The sequence below is a fragment of the Paenibacillus physcomitrellae genome (assembly GCF_002240225.1).
Lineage (GTDB): Bacteria > Bacillota > Bacilli > Paenibacillales > Paenibacillaceae > Fontibacillus > Fontibacillus physcomitrellae.
Genome location: NZ_CP022584.1, coordinates 2,138,156 through 2,157,906, shown reverse-complemented (window position 1 = coordinate 2,157,906; position 19,751 = coordinate 2,138,156). Strand labels below are relative to the sequence as shown.

15 protein-coding genes are annotated in these 19,751 nt (G+C 52.1%); 12 read left to right on the top strand and 3 right to left on the bottom strand.

Going from position 1 to position 19,751, the window contains the following annotated elements; translation table 11 throughout:
• Positions 1-86: 86 nt before the first annotated feature.
• Entirely contained in the window at positions 87-1,241 is a 1,155-nt protein-coding gene (locus CBE73_RS09760) for an MFS transporter (RefSeq protein ID WP_094094074.1), read from the bottom strand.
• A gap of 322 nt (positions 1,242-1,563) precedes the next feature.
• Between CBE73_RS09760 and CBE73_RS09755 the strand changes: the two genes are divergently transcribed.
• The 5 genes from CBE73_RS09755 to CBE73_RS22620 all read left to right on the top strand — a co-directional run bounded on the left by CBE73_RS09755 (position 1,564) and on the right by CBE73_RS22620 (position 9,656).
• A complete protein-coding gene (locus CBE73_RS09755; protein ID WP_229752620.1) occupies positions 1,564-2,022 on the top strand; it encodes a hypothetical protein in 459 nt (152 codons plus the stop codon).
• A gap of 34 nt (positions 2,023-2,056) precedes the next feature.
• Positions 2,057-3,196 carry a transglutaminase domain-containing protein gene (locus tag CBE73_RS09750; RefSeq protein WP_094094073.1) on the top strand — a complete coding sequence of 380 codons (1,140 nt, stop codon included), beginning with the start codon at positions 2,057-2,059 and terminating at the stop codon, positions 3,194-3,196.
• 254 nt (positions 3,197-3,450) lie between these two features.
• Positions 3,451-5,505 carry a peptidoglycan D,D-transpeptidase FtsI family protein gene (locus tag CBE73_RS09745; protein WP_373286358.1) on the top strand — a complete coding sequence of 685 codons (2,055 nt, stop codon included), beginning with the start codon at positions 3,451-3,453 and terminating at the stop codon, positions 5,503-5,505.
• Between the two features lie 344 nt (positions 5,506-5,849).
• Positions 5,850-7,925 carry a peptidoglycan D,D-transpeptidase FtsI family protein gene (locus CBE73_RS09740; RefSeq protein WP_094094072.1) on the top strand — a complete coding sequence of 692 codons (2,076 nt, stop codon included), beginning with the start codon at positions 5,850-5,852 and terminating at the stop codon, positions 7,923-7,925.
• Between the two features lie 174 nt (positions 7,926-8,099).
• The gene (locus CBE73_RS22620; RefSeq protein ID WP_094094071.1) at positions 8,100-9,656 is read left to right on the top strand and encodes an oxidoreductase; all 1,557 of its coding nucleotides are present in this window, start codon (positions 8,100-8,102) and stop codon (positions 9,654-9,656) included.
• A 62-nt stretch (positions 9,657-9,718) separates the two neighbouring features.
• Here the strand turns inward: CBE73_RS22620 and CBE73_RS09730 are convergent, their stop codons facing one another.
• The gene (locus tag CBE73_RS09730) at positions 9,719-10,183 is read right to left on the bottom strand and encodes a nuclear transport factor 2 family protein (RefSeq protein ID WP_217349729.1); all 465 of its coding nucleotides are present in this window, start codon (positions 10,181-10,183) and stop codon (positions 9,719-9,721) included.
• Between the two features lie 532 nt (positions 10,184-10,715).
• On the opposite strand from CBE73_RS09730, the gene CBE73_RS09725 reads away from it, so the two are divergent.
• Genes CBE73_RS09725 through CBE73_RS09715 form a run of 3 tightly spaced genes read left to right on the top strand, consistent with a single transcriptional unit; the run spans position 10,716 to position 13,648 of the window.
• On the top strand, positions 10,716-11,462 hold the full coding sequence (locus CBE73_RS09725; protein WP_094094070.1) for a Cof-type HAD-IIB family hydrolase: 747 nt from the start codon (positions 10,716-10,718) through the stop codon (positions 11,460-11,462).
• 5 nt (positions 11,463-11,467) lie between these two features.
• Complete coding sequence (locus tag CBE73_RS09720) at positions 11,468-11,959, top strand: DUF456 domain-containing protein (protein WP_094094069.1); 492 nt, start codon at positions 11,468-11,470, stop codon at positions 11,957-11,959.
• 54 nt (positions 11,960-12,013) lie between these two features.
• Positions 12,014-13,648 carry a putative polysaccharide biosynthesis protein gene (locus CBE73_RS09715; protein WP_094094068.1) on the top strand — a complete coding sequence of 545 codons (1,635 nt, stop codon included), beginning with the start codon at positions 12,014-12,016 and terminating at the stop codon, positions 13,646-13,648.
• A 177-nt stretch (positions 13,649-13,825) separates the two neighbouring features.
• Here the strand turns inward: CBE73_RS09715 and CBE73_RS09710 are convergent, their stop codons facing one another.
• Entirely contained in the window at positions 13,826-15,175 is a 1,350-nt protein-coding gene (locus tag CBE73_RS09710) for a DUF2515 family protein (protein ID WP_094094067.1), read from the bottom strand.
• Between the two features lie 120 nt (positions 15,176-15,295).
• Between CBE73_RS09710 and CBE73_RS09705 the strand changes: the two genes are divergently transcribed.
• The 4 genes from CBE73_RS09705 to CBE73_RS09690 all read left to right on the top strand — a co-directional run bounded on the left by CBE73_RS09705 (position 15,296) and on the right by CBE73_RS09690 (position 19,637).
• Positions 15,296-15,646 carry a thioredoxin family protein gene (locus tag CBE73_RS09705; protein ID WP_094094066.1) on the top strand — a complete coding sequence of 117 codons (351 nt, stop codon included), beginning with the start codon at positions 15,296-15,298 and terminating at the stop codon, positions 15,644-15,646.
• A gap of 213 nt (positions 15,647-15,859) precedes the next feature.
• Positions 15,860-16,789 (top strand): COX15/CtaA family protein, encoded by a 930-nt coding sequence (locus tag CBE73_RS09700; RefSeq protein WP_094094065.1) that lies wholly within the window; start codon positions 15,860-15,862, stop codon positions 16,787-16,789.
• 269 nt (positions 16,790-17,058) lie between these two features.
• Complete coding sequence (locus CBE73_RS09695; protein ID WP_094094064.1) at positions 17,059-18,882, top strand: UbiD family decarboxylase; 1,824 nt, start codon at positions 17,059-17,061, stop codon at positions 18,880-18,882.
• A gap of 29 nt (positions 18,883-18,911) precedes the next feature.
• Positions 18,912-19,637: a Cthe_2314 family HEPN domain-containing protein gene (locus CBE73_RS09690; RefSeq protein ID WP_094094063.1), complete on the top strand. Its 726-nt coding sequence runs from the start codon at positions 18,912-18,914 to the stop codon at positions 19,635-19,637.
• The last annotated feature ends 114 nt before the right edge of the window (positions 19,638-19,751 follow it).

The following is a 19,751-nucleotide window of genomic DNA, read 5'->3' as shown; positions in this document are numbered from 1 at the left end:
AGTGTAAACGCAATCCCCCTTTTCATGCAAAGGACGGTCACAGTCAGCGTGGTCAGCTGAATTTCGGCCAGCCATAAGCCTTTCATTCAGTCAACCGGAATAGGCTGTTTAGGCATGCGGCGAGTGGGCGGCAGCGCGATCAGCAGCAGCATAAGCACAATGAACGCCAGGAAATACGGAGAGAAGCTCAAGTGAAGCTGACCGGCGACAATCGGCCCAACGAAGGAGCCCAGCGACATGGCGATCGACTGGAATGAAAAAACGCTGCCCATCCGTTCGCCGCCGCTTACTTCAATAAATAAAGAAGAGATTGCCGGGAAAATAATTCCCTTGGACATCCCCATCACAAACAGTACCACAGGCATCGGGATTTTCTCAGGCATCGTTAAGCCGTAAAAGCACAACGCCAGCAGCAGAATACCTGCCAAAGCTCTCAGATAAGGGGATAATCGATGCAGGAAAAGCATACTCAGCGTCACCAGCGAGCCGAGACTCAGGATGGAGAAATAAATGCCCGTATGCAAAATGCCTTCCGAAGTTCCGCCGTCATGGAGGGGAAGCTCGAAAAACAAAATGCCCTGCGAACAGGCCACGCCAAGCGGCAGCAGGTAATAAATGAGCGGCACGCCGGGAAGCAGGCTGGAGTTGTCCGCTGAAGCCGCGTTCGCTCTTGAGATTTCAAGCTGCATCTCCACCGCTTTGCCGCGGATGGTGAACAAGGCGAGCAGGCCAGCTGAAATCAGGATCCAGCCAAGCGATTGGAAAGTCAGGGAGAAGCCGGCAAGCTTCACCAGAAAAGCCCCGACGGCAGGTGACAGCACTGAAGCCAGCGTATGGGTAACGCCGTGTCCGGCCATCAGCTTGCCTTGGGTTACCGCATCCTTGGAAAGGGAAGCCAGCAGCGCCAGACAAGCCGGAGACAAAAAGGCGAGAACAAACCCACTGATTGAACGGAGAACCAGCAGCTGCCAGGGCGCTGTGACGTGAGCCTGCAGCAGCAGGATGACCCCGGCTGCAATCAAACTGAAGACGACATAACGTTTACTTCCGTGTTTATCCACCCCTTGTCCGGCGATCAGGTTGCCGGGCAAATGGGTCAGCGCGTAGATGCCCATCATCCAGCCGATAAAGGCGGGAGCCGCTCCCAGCGACACTGCAAAAGGCGTTAGAATCGGATATTGGGCATGCAGGTCAAAGAAAGCAATGAACATAAAGAAATAAAGCCCTATAGCGATTTTCATGGTGTCCCTCCTAAAAGTTTTGTGAAGCTTAGCTGCTCCGAATCATCTTCGCAACAAAACTCGCATCGGAAGCATACGCTTGGTTTTGTGAAGCTCGGCTGCTCCTCTTTTTCTAATCCGTTCGTGAAAGTGGGCCATGCTCTACTTGTACGCCCTGGTCTGCGAAGTTATGCCAATTTTGAAATACAGACGAAAGAGCGTTTTGTCCCCGCCAGGGTTAAGCTGGGCTAGTATTTGGCGATCATGTATAATGGATAGTGCATCTATGGCACTAGCGAAAGAGATCAGGTTCGCCAATTTAGATACAGGGGTGTTGGAACACATGAGTTTTCAAGATTTGGATTATCAGGTATGGGTTGATTATTTTAAACAGAATTGGCTGATTATCGTGGTCGGCCTGGTCGCTTTATTTCTGGTGGCTAATCTGGTCAAAACCGTGATCAAATGGGTACTGATTATTGCAATTGCAGCTTTTCTGATCGTATACAGCGGCATTACGCTGAACGATATCGGCAAGGCGGTTTCTACGGTCAAGGACCAGACGATGAGCACCATGCAGTCCGAAGCCCTAAATTTGATGAAAAATGAGGCCAAGGAAGCTAAATTCACGCAAAACGCGGATGGTTCCTTCAGCATTACGACACCGAATCTGGAAGTGACCGGTGAAAGCAGCAGCGACAAGGTAAAGGTATGGCTGCACGGAGTGTCTCTCGGGGAATGGAGCCGCGGCGATACGCTTGAAGCATTTATTCAGGAAGCTAAACGCAGCAGCGGCCAATAATCACAAAAATTAACATCGGAAAGGAGGGTCCCGCGTGACCATACTTCAACAGCTGCAGGGATATAATCTGGTTAATCTCATTCTTATCCTCGTCATCGCGGGCTCTATCCTGCAGGGCGTGCTGAGGGGAACTTCCAAATCGGCGGGCAGATTGCTGTCGCTAGTCGGAGGCGGAATTATGACCGCGCTCAGTCTGGCGGCTTCCATCCCGCTGACCGCTTATCTTTCACCAAAGGTGCAGCAGTGGCTGACGGATCACGCTCAAACGCCGGATCGTGAGCTGAGCGGTGCCGAGCAGGTCGTTTACACGCTGGCCGGGGCGATCCGGGAGTTCCAGCTTGTCCGTTATGTCCTTGTTTTCTTCATCTGCTATTGGCTGATCCGCTTTGTGCTGGGTCTGCTGGGCATGTTCCTGCCCGGTATGAAGTGGATCGGTGGACTAGGGAGGAAAGAGCTTCGCTCCGGCTTAACGAGCCGCCTGTTCGGCGGGATCATCGGAGCGGTGATCGGAGCGTTCCGCGGGATTGTCCTGATCGCGCTGCTGTTTGTGATCGTCTCCCTCTTCCCGAATAGCGGGTTCAGCAAATACGTCGAAGCTTCGCCCGTCTACCGGCAGGGAGCCGAAGTTATTCTGGAGCCGCTCTCCGGCAAACTGATTAAAGGCAAGCTCCCGGTTTTGACTCAGGACGTGCAGAATGAGCTGAACGGTATTTTTGAACGGAAATATGAAGTGATCGACGCCCGGATTCCCGACGACATTGACGCAGCAGCTGCGCAAATTGTAGAGGGGGCCGATTCCGACCGTGAGAAAGCAGAGAAGCTTTATAACTGGATTGGGACCCGGATTCAGTACGACTATGACAAGGTTGAGGCTTACGAGAAATATAATGACTGGCATGAGCAAACGCCCGAAATGACCTTTAAGACGCGCAAAGGCGTCTGCATCGACTACGCCCGTCTGTATGCCGTAATGGCCCGCTCACAAGGCTTGGATGTGAAAGTCATTACCGGACTTGGATATGACGGTCAGGGCGGCTATGGCTCCCATGCCTGGAACGAGGTCTATGTAGACAACACATGGATTCCATTAGATTCGACGTGGGCAAAGAGCGGCAACTGGTTCGATCCCCCGAAATTTGCGGAAACGCATGTTCAGCAGAAGGTGCTGGGATAAAGTTTTGAATTGAAGGTTAATCTTACTCTCATCGCACACAGCGAGCTGGGCTTCCTTGAGAAGGAAGCCCAGCTGTTTTTGTATAACCAGTCATCGGCTCAGCAGAGTCCTTGCGTACGAAGTCGGCTGTAATCTACCATGATGGAGCAGATAATTTACAGGACGTCCCCCTGACTATTTAGCTGGAATTTGTGTTAAAATGTTACAATAACACTTCTTCATCGGAACGGATGGGGACTACCGGGGGCAGCGCTATGGCTATGAAACCGAACAGGTACGGCGAGGACTTGCAGGCTCAGGAAATCTCAATGCAGCGTAATTTTAATTTTCGCCTTAACCTTTTTTTCTTCAGCGCCTTTGCGATCTTTACAGTTATTATTGTCAGATTAGCCATTATCCAGTTTGTTGAGGGTCCTACCCTGACTTCGCAGGAAGCCAGCTTGACGGTAAGGGATATCCCGCTTCCGCCTGACCGGGGTACGATCTGGGATGCAACAGGGACCAAGCTGGCCTATTCAACGCCGGTCCAATCCCTTTACATGACGCTTATGAAGGATTACAGCAGCGTGACAGGAGCCAAGAACCGGCCGGAGGCGGTGGCCCTGGCAGCCGATATTGCCCGGGTATTCGCTCTATACGGCGATCCGGCCCAGCCGAAAATGACGGCCGATGACGTTGTGGCCGCGATGGATCTTGACTCTAAAATCAGCGGGGGTTACGCTCCCCGGCGAATTAAAGAAAACTTAAGCGAAAAGGAAATCGCTTATTTTATGGAACACAAAACAGACTTTCCGGGGATTGACGTAGTGGAAGAAAGCATCCGCCATTATGATCCCGACCGGGTAGCTGTGCAAACGATAGGTTACACCAAGAAGTTTAAGGGCGCTTCCTACAGTCTGCCGCTGTACGAGCAGCTGAGGTCCATCAGGTCTTCTGATCCTTCGATGCAGTATATCGATACCGAAGACGTGGGGTATGACGGGCTTGAGTATCAATATCAGGCCGATCTGCGGGGACGCAACGGATTCAAAAGCGTACCGATTAACGCGCAAAATATGGTCAGCGGCGTTGCGGATATTACCCCTCCCGAGAAAGGAGCGGATCTGCATCTGACGCTCAATAAGAACGTCCAGCTGAAGACCCAGCAGGCTATTCTGGATCAATTGAAATGGCTGCATAGCAACCCGGTAAGCGGCAAACTCCATCCGAACGCCCAGACCGGATACGCGGTGGCGATGGAGGTTGATACCGGCAATATTATAGCCATGGCCAGTATGCCGGATTATGATCCGAATACCCAGGAGGGCTGGGCCATTGACAACTATCAGAACGGAACGATTACGCCGTACAGCTCGGGGCGTTCCGGGCATAATCTGGAGTCCGTGGTTTTGCTGGGCTCCACGATCAAACCGTTGTCCGTGCTGCTGGGCTTAAACGAGAAGCTGTTCACGACGACAACGCCTTACCAGGACCGGGGGATTGCTGAATTCGGCAAGGACGGTTCTACGGTCCGCAACTCGGAAGGCCATGTCTATGGTTACTTGAAGAGTCCGGCGGATGCGATCCGCCATTCCTCTAACGTTTTTATGGTCGATATGGTCGGCAAGAAGCTGTACAGCAAATACGGCTCCGAAGGCATCGCCAAATGGGACGCTTATATGAAGGAGTTTGGCCTGGGTGTTTCAACGGGAATCGACTTGCCTAACGAATATCTGGGAACGCTGGAGTATAAGAACGAAGCAGAAACCGTGCTTTCCCGCCTGGTTTACGCTTCCTGGGGCCAGCAGGGCAAATATACGACGATGCAGCTAGCGCAATATGCCGCCATGCTTGCGAACCGCGGCAAACGGATGGAGCCGCATCTGGTGAGCAAAATTACTGATAGCAGCGGCAAGGTGCTGCGCACCTTCCAGCCTAAAGTGCTGAACGAGGTGCATTTCAACTCCAGCTACTGGAAAGAAGTGATCAAAGGTATGGCGACGGATGTCAGCTCCTTTTCCGGCTTCCCTTATGATTTTGCAAGAAAGACGGGAACCTCGACCCAAGATGTCTATATTAAAGGACAGAGAATCCAGACGGATAACGGCGTCTTTATTGCTTTTGCTCCACGGGAGAATCCGAAGCTGGCCGTAGCGGTTGTTATTCCGGAGGGCGGCTTCGGCGCTTACAGCGCAGCGCCTGTAGCGCGTCAAATCTTTGATGCGTATGATCAGGAATATGGGCTAGATGGTGTTCCGAAGAAATCACTCAAAAAGAGTCCCCCGGCGGGGGCAGGCAACGGGGAGAAGGCAGAAAAGCCCGGCGAATAAGAATTTCCTGCCGTATAAGAAATCCTGGGCGAAATAAGAAAGGTTACAAAACGGCTGCCTTACGGCGGCCGTTTTTTTGTTTTTTTACATGGAAGCCTGAAACTGATTAAGGGGGTTAATCGTTGTTTTAATTAAGAGGGAATAACTGCACACCATCAGGCCGTTAGGCGGCTGGAGGAGGGAGGGATCTGTTGGGTTTATCTCATGACTTCCATTTTCCCCCACATTTCGTGAAAGTTCGCAGTTTTCGACACTGCTATGGTAGAATAGAGTCCGGAATCATTGCCTAGAAATATTAGATTACAAGATTATAAGAATTATAGAAAGCAGAGTGAAGGAGTCGCATGAAGAAAGCTTATCAGGATGATCCGCAGAAGCAGGAAGCGGCGCGTCAGCGTCATTTTAATATTCGTCTGAACGTGTTTTTTTTCAGCGCATTTATCATTTTTACCGTTATCATTGTCCGCCTTGCGATTCTTCAATTTGTAGACGGTCCAAGCCTGCAGGCGCAGGAGAGCAGCCTTACGGTCAAGAAGGTGCCTCTGCCGCCGACCCGCGGTACGATTTATGATGCTGCAGGGGTTAAGCTTGCTTATTCCACACCGCAGCAGTCCTTGTATATTACGCTTCTTAAGGACTACAGCAGCACAACCGGTGCCGGCAACCGGCCGGAAATCGTGGAAATGGCGAAGAAGATCGCTAATGTATTTAACACCCTTGGCGAATCAAAGACAGAGAAAGTAACGGTCGATCAAATCGTCGATGCCATGGATCTTGATTCCCGGCTGAGCGGCGGTTATGCGCCCCGGCGCCTGAAGAGCGGACTGACTGACAGGGAAGTTGCCTATTTTCTGGAGCATAAGTCCGAGTTTCCCGGCGTAGACGTGATTGAAGAAAGCGTAAGAAATTACGATAAGGATACGGTGGCTGTTCAAGCTATCGGCTACATCAAGAAATTTAAAGGGGCCTCCACGAGTCTTGATAAATATAAACAGCTACGGGATATGGCATCCGATGATCCTGGCCAGCAGTACACCGATAATGAGGATGTTGGTTTTGATGGTCTGGAGTATCAGTATCAGGACGTTCTTCGCGGTAAAAATGGTTATAAAAGCATTCCGGTCGATCCACGCAACATGGCCGACGGAGTTGCGGAAATCACACCGCCCGAGAAGGGCGACGATCTGCATCTGAACATCAACAAGAACATCCAGCTCAAAACCGAGCAGGCCATCATGGATCAGCTTGATTGGCTGCATAACCATCCGGTCAGTGGTCAATACCATCCCAATGCACAGACCGGTTTTGCTGTTGCGATGGAAGTCAATACTGGTAAAGTGGTGGCCATGGCCAGCATGCCGGACTACGATCCAAACGTTTGGGGAAGCGGCGGGATTTCTCCGTCTGATTATGAAGCGATCCAAAATGTGTACCTGAACGGAACAATCCGCTCGTTCCCGTCCGGCCAGAAGGGCGTTCACCCGGAATCGGTCGTGCTGATGGGTTCGACAATTAAACCGCTGTCCGTCATGATCGGCCTGAACGAAGGGCTGTTTACAACAACAACCCCTTATAACGATACCGGTATTGCCTATTTCGGTAAAAACAACTCGGCTTCCGTTCGCAACTCACAGGGCCACGCTTACGGTTACTTGAGTACGCCTGCCGATGCGATCCGCCATTCCTCCAACACCTTTATGGTCGATATGGTCGGGGAGAGAATGTGGAAGAAGTTCGGCGACGACGGCATTACGCTTTGGGATAAATACATGAAGGAGTTTGGCCTGGGCGTCTTAACCGGCGTCGATTTGCCGAACGAATATAAAGGCTACCGCGAGTATGTGAACGAAAAAGAAACCTCGCTGTCCCGTCTTGCTTACGCTTCTTTCGGCCAGCAGGGGAAATATACGACCATGCAGCTCGCGCAGTATGCCGGCATGCTGGCGACCCGCGGCAAACGGATGGAGCCGCAGCTCGTTGATAAGATTACCGATTCTGACGGTAATGTTGTCCAGCAGTTTACGCCGAAAGTGCTGAATACAGTGAAGTTTAAAGACAGCTACTGGAACGAAATTCTGAAGGGTATGGCCACCGATGTTCATGAAGCATTTAACGGCTTCCCTTACGATTTTGCCCGTAAAACAGGGACCTCGACGCAAACCATTTATGGCGACGGCAAAAAATACGACGTCGATAACGGCGTGTTTATCGCCTTTGCTCCACGCGAGAATCCAAAGCTGGCCGTAGCCGTAGTTATTCCGGAAGGCGGCTTCGGCGCTTACAGCGCAGCACCTGTTGCGCGTCAAATCTTTGATGCCTATGACTACGAATATGGTTTGGACGGCATCCCTAAGAAAACGCTGGAGTCCCAGAAACAAACTTCGACGGAGAACGGAGAGAAGACAGATTCCAAAAATTGATCACTTCGCTGTAGAGTATGAAATAAACAGGCTTCAAGCGGGAACCTCTCGTCTATTAAGATGAGGGGTTCTTTTTTCTAACCATGAAAAAGTTTTTGTATCAGGTCGCTTGACATGGAGTAAACTCCACACGATAAGATGCAGGTGGAAAGAGACAGGAAGGGCTGAGGCGGATTGGAAGGCAAGGCAGGCGAGTGGGCGATTGGCAGGGAAGGCAGCGGGAAGGAGGAGCAGACGGAAGTGGAAAACACCTATACGATTGCGGAGTTATCGCGGAATACCGGCTTCAGTTATGATACGATCCGGTATTATGAGAAGATCGGACTGCTTCCGCCGGCGAAGCGCAAGAAGAATGGCCAGAAGGCATACGACCAGCAAATGCTGGACGGCCTTGTGATGATCACTCATTTGAAGCGTACTAGCATGCCGCTCAAGGAGATTGAGCAATATATCTCGCTGGCTAGAGGCCGAAATTACAGAAGCTGCCTGGAGCTGCTCCAGGAGCATAAGGCCAAGGTTGAGCAGCTGATGGCGGATATGCAATCAAGCCTGGAAATGATCGATCTAAAGCTGAACCGTTATCAAAACCTGATCAGCCAGTCGGAATCGGGGCGGAGGCCGACAGGCGAAGCAGAAGCAAGAGCAGAAGTGGAAGCTGAAACTGAAATAAAAACTGGAATAAAAACAAAACCAGAAACAGAATCAGGAGGAGATTTAACGATGTTGAATGTAAACGACTATCCCGTTACCCCCCAACTACCGATTTCATCGGGCTTTGGGGCACAAACAACAGCCAAGGAAGCACTTGGCGGACGTGACCTTACCGGCAAGACGGTCATTGTGACCGGGGGATATTCCGGCATTGGTCTGGAGACCACCCGCGTGCTGGCTGAAGCTGGCGCAGCGGTAATAGTGCCTGTTCGCACACCTGAGAAAGCCCGGGCTTCACTTGCTGGCATTCCGCGGGTGGAGATGGAGGAGCTTGATTTGATGGACCCGGCTTCTATCGATGCTTTTGCCCGGCGGTTCCTGGATTCAGGGCGTTCGCTGGACATCCTCATCAACAATGCCGGTATCATGGCGGCTCCGCTGGTGCGCGACAAGCGGGGATACGAATCCCAGTTCTCCACTAACCATTTGGGTCACTTCCAGCTGACGGCAAGGCTATGGCCGGCGCTCAAACAGTCGGGAGCCGCCCGGGTGGTATCGCTGTCCTCGGGAGGGATCCGCTTTGGCGGAGTTAACTTTGAGGACCCTAACTTTGAACAACGGGAATACGACCGCTGGCAGGCCTATGGCCAGTCCAAGTCGGCCAACGCCTTGTTTGCCGTCGGACTGGACCGGCGCGGCTATGCCCAGGGCGTCCGTGCCTTCTCGGTCCATCCGGGACGGATTCTGACCGATTTGGCCCGCTTTATGACCGAAGAGGATCTGAACGCCATCGGAGCTTCAGAGGATCAGGGGCACCGCAGCACGGTCGTTCCTGATGGATACAAGACGGCCGAGCAGGGGGCTGCAACGACCGTATGGTGCGCCGCGAACACTCAATTAGAGGGCAAAGGCGGCGTATATTGTCTGGATGTGGATATCGCCGAGGTCGTTCCATCTCTTGAACTGGACGGTGTAACCCAGGTGCTGGACGGAGTGCTCCCTTGGGCGATCGACCCTGAACTGGCGGAGCGGCTTTGGCAGATGAGCGAGGAGATGACCGGCGTCAAATTTTCGGTCTGATTAGCTTTGATTCGTCTGATTCGTTTGATTTGCTTTGATTTGATTTGCTTGTCAGGCCGTGTCTACAATCCGAGCTGGGATAACCCGGGATAATGGTCAGGACGGCGACCGAGCGGCCAATGATATTTTCGTTCGGATTCTCGGATTGGCAGGTCATTGATGGAGGCGTAGCGGGTCCGCATGAGTCCGTTTGCATCAAATTCCCAGTTCTCGTTCCCGTAAGAGCGGAACCAGAATCCGCTGTCATCATGCCATTCATAAGCAAAACGCACGGCAATCCGGTTATCTGTGAAAGCCCATAATTCCTTGATCAGCCGGTAGTCCAATTCCCTGGTCCATTTACGGCGCAGAAAGGCGATAATCTCTCCCCGGCCGGTCACGAAATCGGCGCGATTACGCCATCTGCTGTCCGGTGTGTAGCTTTGGGAGACATGCTCCGGGTTTCGGGTGTTCCAGCTGTCTTCAGCAAGTCTGACCTTGGCGATTGCCGTCTCTTGTGTGAATGGCGGCAGTAGAATGTTCATCATGTTCCGTACATCTCCTTCATCCGTTTGTTACAGTCAGCTTATGCCTGAGAAGCTTGGAGCATTCGAAGCGCAAGAGCGCCGATTATAAAAAAAAGCTGTTCCTGAGAACTGTTCCTTGAGAGCTGTTCCCGCCGGGAGCAGCTTTTTGCTTTGGCTGGCCAAATGAATCCACGGGAACCGTAGAGTAAACAAGTTGAGGCCCAGATATTTTTCCTGCACGCAACAAATTTAACCTTAAGCAATATTATGTAGGAAGTTAAGACTAAAAATGTTCAGCCGACTATCTCCGAAGGAGGGAGAACGATGACTCTTTTACAGGCCAAAAAAAGTCCGGCTCAGCGTGTCAAAATAACGATTGGTGTGATCGTCGCAGCGGTTCTGTTGTGACGGGCGCAGGACGGGCTGCGTGTTAATAGGGCTGCAAGCAGGTTGCGGTTGGTGGCTGGAAGCGTCCTGTGGTAAAATGACGTTACGTGTGAAATAGCGAACAGATATAGAGATGGACCAAGGATAGGATAGAGGAGATGAGCCAATGAAATACCGCTTACTTGCGCTTGATATGGATGGGACGTTATTGACGGACAACCACCAGATTTCCCCTGAAACGACTAAATGGATTCATAAGGCATTGGATGCCGGCGTTCATGTCTGCTTGTCTACGGGAAGATCTTACAGCGAAGCTGCGCCATTCGGTGAGGAGCTTGGACTGGATACCCCGATGATTACGGTGAATGGCAGTGAAATCTGGAGAAACCCGAAGGAATTGTACCACCGGGAATTGCTGGGTCCTGAGCTGGTCGAGAAGATGTATCAGCTTTCACGGACCTTTAACATCTGGTTCTGGGCTTACTCTGTTGAAGGGTTATTTAATGAAGAGAACTGGTATGAGGGTGTCGTTGAAGAGAAGGAATGGCTGAAGTTTGGTTATAACGTTCATGACGAGCAGCTTCGCCATAAAGTGCTGATGGAGCTCCAGAACATTGGAGGCCTTGAGATCACGAATTCCGCCCCCTGGAATTTTGAGGTAAACCCGCAGGGTATCAGCAAAGCCAGCGGCATTCGCACCGTCTGTGAACTGATTGGCGTCGAGATGTCAGAAACGATTGCCGTAGGCGACAGTTTAAACGATCTGGCGGCCATTCAGGCAGCGGCTGTCGGGGTTGCCATGGGAAATGCGCAGCTGGCTGTTAAAGAAAATGCGGATTACGTGACGTCTTCCAACAATGATGATGGAATTGCGGAAGTCATCCGGAAATTTATTTTTGCCGAAGAGGTGTAGAACACATGTGGCTTGATGTCATCGGCTGGATCTTAGTCATCGCTTTGTTTGTAACAGGACTTGCCGGGGCGATTGTTCCAGTGCTGCCCGGTGTGGTCGCCGTATACGCGGCCTTTTTTGTTTATGGCGGTTTTTTTGGCTTTCAGCACTTCGGCTGGGTATTCTGGTCGCTGCAGTCGTTGATTGTAGTAGTGCTGCTTGTTGCGGATTATCTGGTTGGAGCCTGGGGCGTCAAAAGGTTTGGCGGCAGCAAGGCTTCCGTCTGGCTAAGCACGATCGGAGCCATTATCGGCCCGTTTGTCATTCCAGCCTTTGGACTGGTCATTGGCCCGTTTGTAGGCGCGGTCATTGGCGAGCTGCTGACGGGGGCAGGCATTAAGCAGTCGCTGAAAGCCGGCGTGGGCTCCGTTGTCGGATTGTTCAGCAGTATGGCGGTCAAGATTATTCTGCAAATCGTCATGATCGTTGTATTTTTCATCTGGATCTTCAGTTTTTAATGTCCGAAGAAAGACTCCGCGCTGGCGGAGGACTTGGGAAAGAGGGAATTCTGCTTGTCTAAGAAGGAATCATTTATTAAGGGAACGCTTATCCTGGCCGTAGCCGCGTTAGTGGCCAGGGTGCTGGGCATGGCACAGCGGGTGCCGCTTGAGCATATTTTCGGAGCTGCGGGGAATTCGTCGTTTACGATTTCGAATACGGTTTATTTGCTCCTGTTAACGGTTGCGACTGCAGGTATTCCGAGTACGCTTAGTAAAATGGTCTCCGAGCGCTACGCTTTGCAGCGCCCGGGTGAAGCTAAACGGATCTATCAGGCTGCGCTGATTTTTGCTGCCGTTACCGGAGTTCTGATTACTGTGCTTCTGTATGTCCTGGCGCCGGTGTACGCCAGATTAATTTCGGCTCCGGAAGCCACGCCGGCTATTCGCGCAATCGCTCCTGCCCTGCTGTTATTCCCGACTGTAGCCATGATGAGGGGGTATTTCCAAGGGCGCAACAATATGAGCGCCGGAGGGATATCCCAAATCGTCGAACAAATCCTCCGCGTTATCACAGCGATTGGGATCGCCTTAGTGATGGTCAGCGCAGGGTATGCGGATAAATGGGTTGCCGCTGGCGCTTCCTTCGGGGGCGTCCTGGGAAGTATCGGTGCTTTTGCTATCATGCTGTATTATGCCTTTAAGTTGAAACGTACCGACAGGGAGCAGCCTCTGGAGGACCTGTCCACCGGAGAGCCGCCTCTTCCTTTCATGAAGATTTATGGGAATATATTTAAATTATCTATTCCCATTGTTCTGTCATCCATGGCTATACCGGTCGTCTATTTCATAGACAGCTCGATTGTAAAGCCGATGCTGATTGGACAAATCGGATTTGACCAAGCGACTTACCTGCTCGGCATTCTCGGCAGCCGGGCGCAAAGCATCGCCGGGATTCCGCCGATTCTATCGATAGCGCTCAGCACGTCGCTGATCCCGATCATCTCCGGCGCGTTTGCGCGGAGGGACATGCCTTATCTGGAGAAGCAGGTCACGCTGGCGATGCGGATCTCCGTCATTACGGGCATGCCGGTCGTGCTGGCTTTGTGTACGGCTGCTTATTCGGTCAACGGCCTGCTGTACAGCTCTTTGGACGGCAGCGGCATGATTGCCCTGCTGACGCTCGGGACTATTTTCCAAATTACGATGTCGACCAGCAGCGCCATTCTGCTCAGCATGGGTAAACCGAATCTATCGATGGTTCACGTGCTGATCGGGATTGTGGTCAAGCTGGCGGTCAGCTTTGCGCTGGCTCCGGTATTCGGCATTTACGGTATCATCGCCGGAACCGGGATTTGTTTCCTGGTTATCACGCTGCTGAATATCCGTTCCCTGAAACAAATCGTTCCATTCTCCATTCTGGGCAAACGCTGGGCGGGTTTCCTGGTTACGGTGGTCGTGCTGGCTGCCGCAGGTTATGGTTTGAATGAAGCCGGCATTCAGCTGGTCAACGTGATGCCTCACCGGCTTGCTTTCTTCATTACCTGCTGCATCGTGGGCGGGGTAACGGTTGCGCTTTATCCGGTCATGCTCATTCTGCTGCGCGTCATTCGCCGGGAAGAGCTGGACAGCTATCCAAACGCGATCCGCAGGCTGCTTCGGCCTCTCATGCGTTTCGCACCGGGTTCCGCGAAACGTTCGGAAGGCTGACCCTTGAGAGAAGTTAACCTGGACAAGCCTGAGCAAGCTCCACAGGCAAGCTCCACAACCGGACAAGCTCGATAAATGGGCAAGCTCAACCCACAACTGAAGCAATACGGAAAATAAGGCGTACATTCACCTGCATGAGGTGAGTGTGCGCCTTTTTGTTTTACCCACGCGGTTCATTCATTGGCTTTCCGCCTTGTCCCATCTCCGCGCGCCGGCGACGGCGTCATGCACATAGGCACGTTTCAGAATATCCATCCGGTGGCCGGCCGTAATCTCGCAAAGCAGCGGGAGAACGGGAATATGGATATCGCCAAGGGCCGAGCCGTCCTGGAACCAGTCCTCTCTGGAAATCGGTTCATATGGGGTATCTTCAAAGCAGTCCAACAAAGGCGGGGAATAAATCAGGGTCCCGTCCGGCCGGAAACGGTTCTGCAGCAGCTCCGCCCCTTGTCTTGGCAACGTCCGGGCTTCCCTTGCGCTTGGAGAGAACAGATCCGGCCAATAGTCGGCCCGTGAGCCGGTATGAGGGATAGAAAACGCAAACTGTTCTGTTCCCAGCCGAACCTCAGGCAAGCCGAATAAGAGGGCATACAGATGCTTGCCCAGATGGATGCGGGCATTTAAACCGGCGAAATGACTCATGATCCGGCCTCCCAGCCGGGGCTGCTCTCTTCCGCTGCGACTCACGGTGCCGTACGGAAACACGACCTGGTTCACTCCGCTCAGACCGCCGAGCAGAAAAGGCGCTTTGTGTGTTACCGTCTGCTGGAAGAAAGGATGTTTGACCACTCTTTTTTCAATATAATTCTGTTCATTGATAATGAGCCCCACCGCCAGCAGGCTGCTGGACCGGCTGAGCCAGAAATAATCCCAGAAAGGCTGCATGAACCGGGAGACATGAAACTGGGGGAGCAGGTGGAAGAGGCTTTTGCCAAACCGTTTGCTGTGCGCATAGAGCAGAAGCTGGGGATAGGCATCCTGAAAAATCAGCGCATTGCTCCGTTCCAGGAACCGGTATGTGCGGTAAACGTCGGTATCTCCCAGCAGCAGGTCGGCCTGCCCGCCTTTCAGATCGCTCATGTTCCAGCCCGCATTGCGGGAAACCATATGAGCCAGGAAGGCCCAATGCAGCTCGGGAAAGTCTCTGTAGAGCTTGAGATAGGCAGCAGTCCGGGTTACATTGTTCCGGTTGTTCTGGCGGACGGCTAATTCGATATCGGCCACAATCTCCTGGTCCTCCGGGCTTAAATAGGCTGAACGATGACTGCTCTGAGGGTTCTGGCCTCTTGGCTCCTGGCGGCCGAGCTGCCCGCTTCTTCTCAGCAGTTCTTCCAGGGAGGAGCGAACAAAACGGGCGGCCGTTTCATTCCAGTCCAGGTTCCTTTTGACCAGCAGCAGCCGTCCGGACGAAGCCAAATCGACCGCTCTGCCGGATGCCGAATGCCAGGCTGCTTTAGGCAGGGACAGCAGGATGCGCCTCCATATGTCCCAAGGTTTCTCTTCCCTGTGTTCTTCTGAATGTCTCACATACTGCCCCCGCTTTCCGTAGGTTTCCTGATAGTTTCATTATGGCCAAACGATTTGACTTCCACTCCAAGGTTTGTTCTACTTAGAGAAAAAGAAACATAAAGGAAAGGATGATATAGCATGCTTAAAGTGACAACAGCGGAGCAATTCCATGAATTAACCGGTTCGGAAGGTCTTACGGTGGCGGTATATAAAGCCGACTGGTGCGGAGACTGCAAATTCATCGATCCGTTTATGCCTGAGGTGGAGCAGGAATACGCAAGCCGCCTCAAACTGATTCAGGTGGATGTGGACGAGCTGGAGGAGATCAGCCGGGAACAGAATATCTTGGGCATCCCGAGCTTTATCGCTTATTCGGGCGGCAAAGAATTGATCCGGTTTGTGAACAAGCTGCGGAAATCCCGGACCGAAATCGAAGATTTCCTGAATAAGGCCGTTGCCGTACACGAAACGCTGAAAGCTCAAGCATAAATGTCACAGCAGGGCTTCCAAACGGCCTGAAATAGATAGACAGTGTTGAACATTTTGTCACAAGTCACCTGTGATATGGGCTTTGCCATCCGGTATAATGAAACTTGGAATGAATCTGTTTCATCTTCCGATAGCTGCTTGAAGCAGGACAAGTCGGTATGAAATGGATTCGGTTGGCAAAGCTTTCTAATAAAATATAGTGCAGGTGATAGAATGACAACCAAACAGTTGAAATGGCTGGCTTACGCGGCTACCTTGTTTGTATTTCTGGCCACCTTCGGCGGCGGCGTCGTGACCAAAACGGAATCCGGACTTGGCTGCGGCAGCCAGTTTCCGCTCTGCAACGGCAAATTTGTGCCCGCGCATACGCTGGCCTCGATCATTGAATATTCGCACCGCGGGGTGAGCGGTCTGGCCGGCATTTTGGCGCTTGCCGCTTTTGTGGCTTTTATGATTTGGCGCAGAAACCGTTTGGATCTTCGTATTTACGCTTTTCTGGCTTTATTGTTTGTTATCATTCAAGCGGCCATGGGTGCTTTGGCAGTCGTGTTCTCGCAGTCGGCGCCGATTATGGCGCTGCATTTGGGCTTTGCTCTGATCTCGTTCGCAAGCTCTGTGATGCTTTCGCTGGGGATCAGGGAACAGGACAAGCAGGAAACGGCGGCTCCTACTGAAGCTCCGCGCAAAGTTTCCAAAGGACTGCGCAACCTGAGTATTTTTACAGCGATTTATACCTACCTGGTTGTCTACACGGGAGCTTACGTGACCCATACCGACTCTGCTGGAGCCTGCTATGGCTTCCCGCTGTGCAACGGCAAGCTGATTCCGCCACTCGCCGGCGGGGAGGGCATTCAGTTCATGCACCGCGCAGCGGCGTTTCTGCTGTTCGTCGTCATCGCGGTTCTGGCACATTTTGCTTACCGCAACAAGTCGGGCAACCGTGAGGTTCGCGGACTCGGACTTGCCTCCATTATTTTGATCGTGCTGCAAATATTCGCCGGGATTTCGGTAACTTATACGGTTAATGATTACAACTGGTATTTGTTTACGTCGATCTCCCATATCCTTATTATCGAGGTATTGTTTGGCCTGCTGTGTTATATGGCGGTGCGCACCTCGCTGCTCAGCCGGGGCAGTAAATAAATAGCCGTTACTTGCTTAGTAAGCAAGTCCGGTTTATGTTCCTATTTGCCTTGAAGACCCGCAGCCGGTTCGCCGCTGCCGGGTCTGTTTGTTTTTCGGGGATATCAGAGAGGATTATTGCAGGATTCCCTTTAGAAATATGGTATAGTTGGAAGGGGTTTTAGAAGTTAGAACTGGTTATGGAAGTGGAGTTTGTCTTTCACTGATTCCGATAAAGTTAGAAATTCGCTTAAGTTTATATAGACAGCATCTCTTGGGAGGGAAATGGTTTGAGTTATAGAAATTTACGCCAGTGGATTGAAGCGCTCCGCAAAGAAAACGATCTGGCCATTATCGAGGCGCCGGTCGATCCTTATTTGGAGTTGGCCGAGATTCACCGCAGAGTCATTGAGGAAGGAGGCCCTGCGCTGCTGTTCACAAACGTGAAAGGAACGCCGTTCCCGGTGGCGACCAATTTGTTCGGAACGGAGAGACGCGTGGATATGGCGTTTGGACCTAGACCGGAGCAGCTCGCGAACCGGCTGGTCGGGGCACTGGACAAGCTGATGCCGCCTACGCCAAAGGCCGTCTGGAATGAACGGGGATTAATTTGGGACGCTATCAAGATGGGCTGGGGGACGGTTCCGAAGACCGTATCGAAAGCAGAGGCGCCGATTCTTCAGGTCTGCCGGACGGAGAATCCGTTGGCTGTATTACCGAAGGTGACCAGCTGGCAGGAGGATGGCGGGCCGTTTATTACGCTTCCGCTGGTGTACACGGAGAATCCTCTCAAAGCCGGTGATCATAACCTGGGGATGTACCGGATCCAGCTCTATGACGACCAGACTACCGGCATTCATTGGCAGATTCACAAGGGCGGAGGGTTCCACCACCATGAGGCCGAGAAGCTGAATCAGGCCCTGCCGGTAACGATTCTGATCGGCGGTCCGCCGGCCCTGATCGCTTCGGCCATCGCGCCGCTGCCGGAACATTTGCCGGAGCTGCTGATGACCTCGTTTGTGATGGGCGAACGCCTACCTATGGCGGAGAATCCGCTGGGCGGACACCGCATTCCGGCCGAGGTCGAATTCGCCATTCACGGCTCTGTTCCGCCGCATGAACGCCGTCCTGAGGGACCGTTTGGCGACCATTACGGCTATTATTCGCTGCAGCATGATTTCCCTGTGCTGAACGTTAAACATATGTGGCACCGCAAGGATGCCATTTATCCGGCTACGATTGTCGGTAAACCACGCCAGGAGGATTATTACCTGGGCGACTTCCTGCAGAAGCTGCTGTCTCCTGCATTTCCGCTTGTGATGCCTTCCGTGCACACGGTGTGGACCTATGGTGAGACGGGGCACCATTCACTTGCATCAGCGATCGTGAAGGAGCGCTATTCGCGCGAAGCACTGGTGGCCGGCTTCTCCATTCTCGGACAAGGCCAGCTGTCTTTGACCAAATTCCTGATGCTGACGGATGTCCATCTGGATCTGGCGGATTTCCGAAAGCTGCTGCAAACGGTACTGGAGCGGTTTAACCCTGCGACTGACCTGTTAATATTTAATAATACGTCCCATGACACGCTGGACTATACCGGCAAGAGACTGAATCATGGCAGTAAAGCCATTCTCATCGGTGTGGGCGACCCGGTACGGGATCTGCCAACGGAATACACCGAAGGCGAAATTGCGGAAATCGACCATATCGCCCCTTATCATAAGGGTTGTCTGGTTGTTTCCGGGGCATCCTATGAACGTGAGCCGGAGCTTGCAGCCAGGGTTCTTGGCCGCCTGCGCGAACGGGGCACCGCATGGCCGCTAGTTGTGCTGGTGGACGACGCCGAAACTGCAGCTTCCAGCACCAACAAGTTTCTGTGGACCGTGTTCACCCGTTTTAATCCGGCAACGGATATTTATTCGCAGGCCGATGTGCATCAGCACCATCTGGCTTACAGCCTGCCGCTGGTCATTGACGCCCGCATGAAGCCGGGATATCCGGACGAGCTAAACCCGCGTGAGGATATCGTCAAGCTGGTGGACGAGCGTTGGAAAACGTATTTCAAGGGTAATAAGTTAAAGGCCCTCTTAACCGGGCTAAATTCCATTCTTTAGCGATACGATCACCAAGAGGAGGGAAGGCTATGCTGCGCACTTTACTCGGAGAACCTCCGCGCGAGAATGAAGGTCTGATCGCGGATGCGGTAGACGCCATGGTCAAAACCGTTCAGCTGGCCGAACGGGAAATTGGACGCAGCCAGGATCCTACCCATGATTACCGGAAAATGGAGATTTTGACGCGGGGGCTGATCTCCTCTATCGACGAGCTGGAGCAAAGCGCTTTTGCGGCCGGCTTTTTCCGGGAAAAGGTGAAAACGGATTTTATCGACGATATGGATCCTCTGGAGAAAAGTGATTATGCCAGATACGTTTATTTCTACAAGGACGGCTTTATCCGATTATTCTCCCTGCTTGATAAGCTGGGCTGTGTGCTGGATGATTTCTTTGAGCTTCATACGGAGAAGGTGAAGCCGCACTATTCTTATTTTACCGTTCTAAGACAGTTTCCTTACTTGAAGGTACATACGGGATTGGGAACAGAGCTGGACGAGATAAGAGAAGCGTACCAAGAACCGATATCCGTGCTGCGGAAGCGTAGGAATACCGAGATCCATTTCATGAACATGGAAATGCAGGACGATTTGTGGCAGAGACATCAAACGCTGCATGGCAAAATCGAGCTTGAAGATCTCGACCGTTATATGAAGGATCTCTGGCTGGGCTACGAAATGGCGTGCAAATCGCTGATCGCGGTATTTTCGTATATCAATCAGCTGTTCGATAAGAATGAAGCCCATAGCCAAGATTGAAAAGGGTTGTTACCGGTTTCCAGAAACAGGTTGAAAATTTTCTTTGACAAAACATGTGAGACTTACTATACTAAGTTCTATCATCAACTCGTAATATTCAACCACAATTCCATA